General features: G+C 55.0%; 6 protein-coding genes and 2 pseudogenes. 6 read left to right on the forward strand and 2 right to left on the reverse strand.

Translation table 11 applies throughout. The features are described from left to right. The first annotated feature begins 3 nt into the window (after positions 1–3). Both CWM66_RS22740 and CWM66_RS22745 read left to right on the forward strand, forming a co-directional pair. Entirely contained in the window at positions 4–1,539 is a 1,536-nt protein-coding gene (locus CWM66_RS22740) for an amino acid ABC transporter permease/ATP-binding protein (protein WP_107147327.1), read from the forward strand. A 732-nt stretch (positions 1,540–2,271) separates the two neighbouring features. Beyond that, entirely contained in the window at positions 2,272–2,865 is a 594-nt protein-coding gene (locus CWM66_RS22745) for a fimbria/pilus periplasmic chaperone (protein ID WP_144136108.1), read from the forward strand. A 236-nt stretch (positions 2,866–3,101) separates the two neighbouring features. Here CWM66_RS22745 and CWM66_RS22750 read toward each other — a convergent pair whose 3' ends face one another. After that, positions 3,102–4,019: a LysR family transcriptional regulator gene (locus tag CWM66_RS22750; protein WP_107147329.1), complete on the reverse strand. Its 918-nt coding sequence runs from the start codon at positions 4,017–4,019 to the stop codon at positions 3,102–3,104. 101 nt (positions 4,020–4,120) lie between these two features. Here CWM66_RS22750 and CWM66_RS22755 point away from each other — a divergent pair, with 101 nt between their 5' ends. From CWM66_RS22755 to CWM66_RS28955, 4 genes and pseudogenes are all read left to right on the forward strand, one after another. Further along, complete coding sequence (locus CWM66_RS22755) at positions 4,121–4,720, forward strand: NADPH-dependent F420 reductase (protein ID WP_107147330.1); 600 nt, start codon at positions 4,121–4,123, stop codon at positions 4,718–4,720. Between the two features lie 104 nt (positions 4,721–4,824). Further along, entirely contained in the window at positions 4,825–5,253 is a 429-nt protein-coding gene (locus CWM66_RS22760; RefSeq protein ID WP_233218420.1) for an SRPBCC family protein, read from the forward strand. A gap of 31 nt (positions 5,254–5,284) precedes the next feature. Further along, positions 5,285–6,069 (forward strand): annotated as a pseudogene (locus tag CWM66_RS22765) (SDR family NAD(P)-dependent oxidoreductase). A 51-nt stretch (positions 6,070–6,120) separates the two neighbouring features. Continuing rightward, complete coding sequence (locus CWM66_RS28955) at positions 6,121–6,546, forward strand: hypothetical protein (protein ID WP_158262965.1); 426 nt, start codon at positions 6,121–6,123, stop codon at positions 6,544–6,546. Here CWM66_RS28955 and CWM66_RS22770 read toward each other — a convergent pair. Further along, positions 6,539–6,932, reverse strand: a pseudogene (locus CWM66_RS22770) (IS3 family transposase); the annotation flags it as partial. The gene CWM66_RS28955 and the pseudogene CWM66_RS22770 overlap by 8 nt on opposite strands.

Here is a 6,932-nt window from a genome sequence, read left to right on the forward strand (position 1 = left end):
CGCATGACATTTAACTGGGACTACTTCTTTTCACTGTTTTCGATGGCGACATTCTGGCAAGCCAGCGTCACCGTGGTGGAACTCAGCGTGCTTGCCTGGTGCGCGGGACTGGTGCTGGGGTTTGTGGTCGCCAGCGCCAGGTTATCCGGCCCTCTCTGGCTGAAAAGCGTTTGCCAGGTCTACATCTGGTTGTTTCGCAGCGTGCCGTTGTTGGTGCTGGTGGTGTTTGTTTATAACCTGCCGCAGATGTTCCCGGCCAGCGGCGCGGTGCTCGGCAATGCTTTTTTTGCCGGGCTTCTTGCCACCATTCTGGTTGAAGTGGCTTATATGGCAGAGATCCACCGCGGCGGCCTGATCTCGGTGGCGAAGGGCCAGCATGAGGCCGGCTATGCACTGGGTTTCAGCTACCTCGGCATTCAGCGGAAGGTGGTGATCCCGCAGGCGCTGCGCATTGCGTTACCGGCGCTGGTGAATGAGTTTATTACCATTGTTAAACAGACTTCGCTGGTGTCGGTGATTTCTCTGCCGGAACTGCTGATGACCGGGCAGCGACTCTACGCGGAAAACTTTCTGGTGATGGAGACGCTGGCGGCGGTGGCGGTCTATTACGTGCTGATCGTTTCCGTTTTCAGTTTGCTGTTCCAGGCGCTGGAGCGTTGGGCGAACGTGCAGGTGAAAACCCCGCAAACCTTGCATGATAACCAGCTTGACGCGCTGCGCCAGCAGGCCGTGCCGTTGGCTAAACGTCAGGCTGTCGAACAGCACGGTACGCCTGACGCGCTGTTGATGAAACAGATCCAGAAAACCTGGGGGCAAAACCCGGTGTTTAAGGATATTGATTTGCGGGTCGCGCCCGGCGAAGTGGTCAGTGTGATCGGGCCTTCCGGCTCCGGGAAAACCACGCTTATCCGCAGTATTAATGGTCTGGAGACGCTGGATAGCGGTGAGATTGTGCTATTTGGCGAAAGTTTTATTCAGGCCGGCGACAACCGCCACTCCCGTTTACGCAAGCAGGGTATTCGCCGCATCGGCATGGTTTTTCAGGGTTTTAATCTGTTCCCGCATTACACCATTTTGCAGAACGTGATGCTGGCGCAGCGTTATCACCAGCAGCCGGAGCAGGAGTCCGCACGGCGTGCGCAGGCGCTGTGGCTGCTGGATAAAGTCGGCCTGCTGGCCCATATGAACAAATATCCGCACCAACTTTCCGGCGGGCAGCAGCAGCGGGTGGCGATTGCCCGCGCGCTGGCGCTATCGCCCGATATTATGCTGTTCGACGAACCGACCTCGGCACTGGATCCGGAACGCGTCGGCGAAGTGCTGAAAGTGATAAGCGATCTCGCGCGGGAAGGGATGACCATGGTGATTGTGACCCACGAAATGGATTTTGCGCTGGCGATTTCTGACCGCGTGGTGCTGATGGATAAAGGCACTATTCAGGCCGATACCACGCCGGAAAATATTCGCCACGGCGAAGCGACACCAGCGCTGCAACGCATCCGCCAGTTTATGGGGGTGAATGGCGCGGAAGTGGCGTGAGGTTTTGAGAAACTGCTGCGCTCTGTCATTTAGCGGGCGCCGGTTGGATGCAAACCCCGGCGGGTTCAGGTCTGTCGGGGTTTTTATTTTATGGTGCCAGACGGCTTCGGGCAGGCGATGATCAAACTCGTTGAAGGTGGCCTGGTTTATCGGATGCAGGGAAAGAATAATCTGGAATATTTTTTAAAATTAAGAATGGGCTGGCTGAGAGTGACGACTTTTCTTTTCCCCTGACAGAAAAATGAGGGGTTATATTTACCGGTGCAACCTGTTAGGTTTTTGTATTGTAATGATTTTTAATATTTTACTATGAATAATTAATTTTAATATAGATGGCTTTAATTTTTTATTAAATTTGCATGGTGACTTCGATAGATTCTCTTTTGTTATTATTTATGTCATGATTTTTTGCATCCATCATTGCTGGGTGAAATTTTAATGTGGCGATGATGGTTGTATTTCGAAAATAAAGTTTTTGTATTTTATAAAATCGCTAAATAACTACATGGAAAGAATTCATGTTGTTGATATTGTTGTTATCATGGCTCAGAACATAGGTTGCCGTTATTTATAATATGATGCTGTTGCTGCATAAATAATGACGAACGGTATTGTGCATTCAATGGGTGATCTTTTTCTGCCGGGCAATTAAACCGATAACGCTCTCCGGATGAGAGCCTGCCGGAAACAATGATTTAGCGTTTTTTCTTCGATTTTTATACAGGATGTCACGTGAAGAAAAGGATTGCAGTATTTTCACTCATCATCGCATCTGTTTATTTTTTTACAGATAGTGTTTTAGCAATGCTCTCCAGCCCTGAAACCTCCAGCCGGATGTCTTTAGTCAGGCTTGGCGCTTCTCGCCTGATTTATGATCCTGATTCCAATGGGGCAACCCTGACGGTAACCAATCCGCACAATTACCCTATTTTAATTCAGTCTCAGGTGCTGACGGAAAACAAAAAGGATAAGGCGCCATTTATTGTTACGCCGCCCCTGATGCGCCTGGATGGGCAACAATCCAGCCGATTACGTATTGTCCGTACCGGCGGCACTTTCCGCAACGATGGTGAGACGTTGCAATGGTTATGCGTCAAAGGTATTCCGCCAAAAGCAGGCGATCAGTGGGCGAAAAAAGGCGAAAAGAAAGGGGCGGTTTCCCGGAATCTTCAGTTATCGATTAATAACTGTATCAAATTACTTGTTCGGCCTGGCGGTCTAAAAAAATACCCTGACGATTCGGATAGCCGTCTGAAATGGCAACGCAAAGGAAATACGTTGGTCGCTATTAATGATTCTCCATTTATATCAATATTAGAGCGCTAAATATTAATGGCTACGCGATACAGGATGTGAAAGAGGTTTCAGCTTTTTCATCGCAGGTATTTCCACCGCTTTCAGCAAAAATACCGAAAACCGTTGGGGGAATATGGTTAATGATTCTTTTCTAAAGCGGTCTCACGCTGGCAGAGAGGCTGCCAGCGTGAGTGGTCTCAGCTTTTTCCCACAAAATCACACCCGCAGTCGCTTCTGCCCGTAATTCTTTGATGCGCTTTGAGTATTCAAGGCGTAAGCGGGGGATAGTTAATTTTGCCGTCCTGGATACGTTTCGAGAGCGCCGAGGCAAGAAAGTCAGTCGCCCGACGCACGCGCGTAGGCACAAACCGACGCTTCGGCCAGACAAGGCTGATGTCGCGTGGCTCGTGCATGAATTCATCCAGCACGGTGATGACATCCGAATGCTGGAACTCGCCGACCAGCGATGCGCGATGGAACAGGCCGATACCGACGCCCGCCACCACGCCAGCCAGAATGGTTTCGACACTGTTGGACGAGAGATTGCCGCGCACCGGAACACTGAAATGCCCCTCCGGCCCGGTGAACGGCCATTCGGTCATTTCGCCGTAGATCAGGCAGTTGTGGTCGGCCAGATCGGCGGGCGTCCCGGGAATGCCGTGCTGCTCGAAGTAGTGGCGGGAGCCGGCGCAAACCAGCGAAGTGCCCGTCACGCGCCGCACTACGGAATCCGGATCATTGATCTGGCTGATGCGGATAGCCAGATCGATCCGGTCTTCGATCATGTCGCGCAACGCATCGGACAGCACCAGATCGATGCGCAAGCCGGGATGCTGCGATAGCAGTTCGGGGATCAGCGGCAGCACATGCAGCCGTCCGAACGTTGAAGGCGCGGCAATGCGCATCAGGCCGGACACGGTCTGTACGCTACTGGTCAATTCGCCATCGGCCACCTGGATTTCATCGAGCAACGGCTTGGTGCGTTCGTAGTACTTCTGCCCCTGCTCGGTCAGCGTTACCTTGCGCGTGCTGCGATGGAGCAGCGCTACGCCAAGACGTTTCTCCAGCGCATTCACCGCTTTGCTGATCCCCGATTGTGAATCACCCGTCTTACGTGCTGCCGCAGAGAAGCCGCCGGTCTCGACCACGGCGATGAAGGCCGTTAATTCCTGAAATCTATCCATTCTTTTCCGGAATAAGTTTTATGATGAATGTGCATATTATCATCAAAATGGAATTAAATTACTCTCCTCCTCACACAAACATTAGTGTCAGGAGAAATTTCATGTCGTATTCGATCATCGGTTTTGGCGCTGTGGGGCAGGCACTTGCCCGTGCCTTCGCCCGCCAGAACATCGAAGTCACCGTCGCCAGTCGGCGTACACCTGAAGCACTGACACCGCAGGCACAAGCCATCGGTTCGGCCGTCTCGCCCAGGACGTTGCAGGACGCCTTGCAGGCAGACGTCATCTTCCTCGCCGTGCCATTCGCGGAACACGTGACCGTCGCCAGGTCGCGGGCGAATTGGCAAGGCAAGACGATCATCGACGTGACCAATGCGTACGGCGTGCCCGTCGAAGAACTCGGCGGTCAGCCCTCTTCCTGCGTCATCGCAAGGGCGTTTGCCGGTGCGAATGTTGTGAAGGGCTTCAATCATCTGCCCGCCGGTTTACTGGCCGCCGATCCGAATATCGAAGGTGGGCACCGTGTGGTGTTCCTGTCCAGCGACGACGATAACGCGGTGCCACCGGTCGCGGCGCTGGCCGAACGCCTCGGCTTCGCGCCTGTATGGCTGGGCAAGCTCGCCGAAGGCGGCGCGTTGGTGCAGGCGTGCGGCAGTACGTGGGCACCACTGATTTTCCAGGACCTGGTCAAGCTCGCCTGAGCCTTCCGACAGCATCGAGGATTACGCACATGATCGACAAAGTCATCTGGCCCGAAGGCTATCACCCGGGCGTTTCATCCCTCTACGCGCTCAACGACATCGACGTGAAAGCCCCGCCGGAAGCGGTGTGGAGACTGCTGGTCGATGCCACGCATTGGTCGCGCTATTTCCCTGCCGAAGATCAGGTGGAGATCCTCTCCGGCGAACCAGAATTGCAGTTGGGCACGCGCTACCACCGGGTGACGGTCGGCTACCCGATGTCACTGACGGTGACCGAGTGCGTGCCGAACCGTCGGCTGGCATGGGCGACCACCGTCGATGGCGACGAAACGGATTCCAGCGCTTACCACGGCTGGGTTATCACGCCGACGGCCGAAGGCTGCCATGTGCTGACCGAAGAGACACAGCAAGGCGAATTCTTCCTCGACGTGATCGGCCGCCAATATCCCGGCGCGCTGTATCGCTATCACCAGGATTGGGTCGAACGCCTCGCACATGCGGCTGAAGCCGCAGTGGCGAAGAAAGCAGACTGACATTTTCAACATTCGAACGGAGAAAAATCCCATGCACATCGAACTGAAGGGCCGCAAGGCCATCGTCACTGGCTCCACCGCTGGCATTGGTCGCGCGATTGCCGAAGGACTGGCGCGGCGGTGGTGATCAACGGCCGTACACAGGCGCGCGTGGATGCCGCGCTGCGCGAAATGCGCGCGCTGTTGCCGTTCGCCGAACTGGACGGCATCGCCGCCGACGTTGCCACGGCGGATGGTTGTGCGGCGTTGATCGCGCATGCGCCGGACGTCGACATTCTGGTCAATAATGCAGGCACCGCGCACCCGAACAATTTCTTCGACCAGGTCGATTCTGAATGGCTGGACCTGTTCCAGCTCAATGTGTTGAGCGGCGTGCGCCTGGCGCGCCACTACATTCCTAAGATGACAACGCGTGGTTGGGGTCGCGTGGTGTTCATCAGCAGCGAGTCGGCGCTGAACATTCCCAGGGAAATGATCGACTACGGCGTAACCAAGGCCGCGTTGCTCGCGGTGTCGCGCGGGCTGGCCGAACTCGTCGCTGGCAGCGGCATCACCGTCAACGCGATACTGCCTGGCCCGACGGATTCGGAAATCCTGTCCAACTGGATGAGGTCCACCGCGCAGGAACAAGGCATCACGCCAGCGCAGGCCGAACAGAACTTCCTGAAAACGATGCGCCCGACCACTCTGATCCAGCGCTTCGCCACCACAGAGGAAGTCGCCAACATGGTGGTCTATGTCGCTTCGGAACAAGCCTCGGCGACGACCGGCGCGGCCTTGCGCGTGGATGGCGGCGTGCTGCGCTCTATTGTCTGAGGGGCTCCGGAGGAGAAATCCTGGCGATGGATTACTGCGCTGGAACGAGGCATGGCGGATAGCGGAAGCCCGCCTCGTCAGTTTGACTTGGGCAAAACGGACTTGCCCGCTCTGCTTTTCTTGACTTCCTGCGCAGCAAACCGTGGCGTAGCCAGCACCACATGTCCTCGCTATGCGGTGGATGTGCAGTTGCTTGACGCGGACGGAAAACCGCGAAAATGTGACGCGCAAAACCACGATCAACGCCAGCGCCTTTACGCAGACGGCTGGCAAGGCAGGACAGACCCGCAGCAAGTACCAGGGCATCATCGCCTGACCCCATCCCGGCAGCCCGCACTACTGCTGGCGGCTTGCGGAAAAAACGGAACTGAAAAGAATTTCAGTGTTTTTCAGTTTTCAGGTTCTGAAAAGGATCTCGCAGAAAATTCATCTCTCTGTTTTAAAAGCTTTTTTGTGATTTTACGTCTCCGTGGTTAACGCAAAGGCCTTCACGACGCAGAAGCTGCCAGATACGCCGGTAACCGAAACGTCGGCGTTCCAGTGCCAGTTCGGTGATACGTGCAGACAGATACGCATCAGTAGCCGGACGGTGCGCATCATAACGGCAGGTCGACAGGGACAAACCCGTCAGCCTGCAGGCACGACGTTGCGACAGACCTGTCGCTTTACACATCACTGTCACGGCTTCCCGCTTCTGGTCTGTCGTCAGTACTTTCGGCCCAGAGCCACCTGTAGCGCCTCTTTATCCAGCATGGCTTCGGCGAGCAGCTTCCTGAGGCGGGCGTTCTCTTCTTCAGGTGACTTAAGCCTTTTTACTTCAGGTATTTCCATGCCACCAAACTTCTTACGCCACGTATAAAACG

This window comes from Kosakonia sp. H7A, assembly GCF_003028445.1.
GTDB lineage: Bacteria > Pseudomonadota > Gammaproteobacteria > Enterobacterales > Enterobacteriaceae > Kosakonia > Kosakonia radicincitans.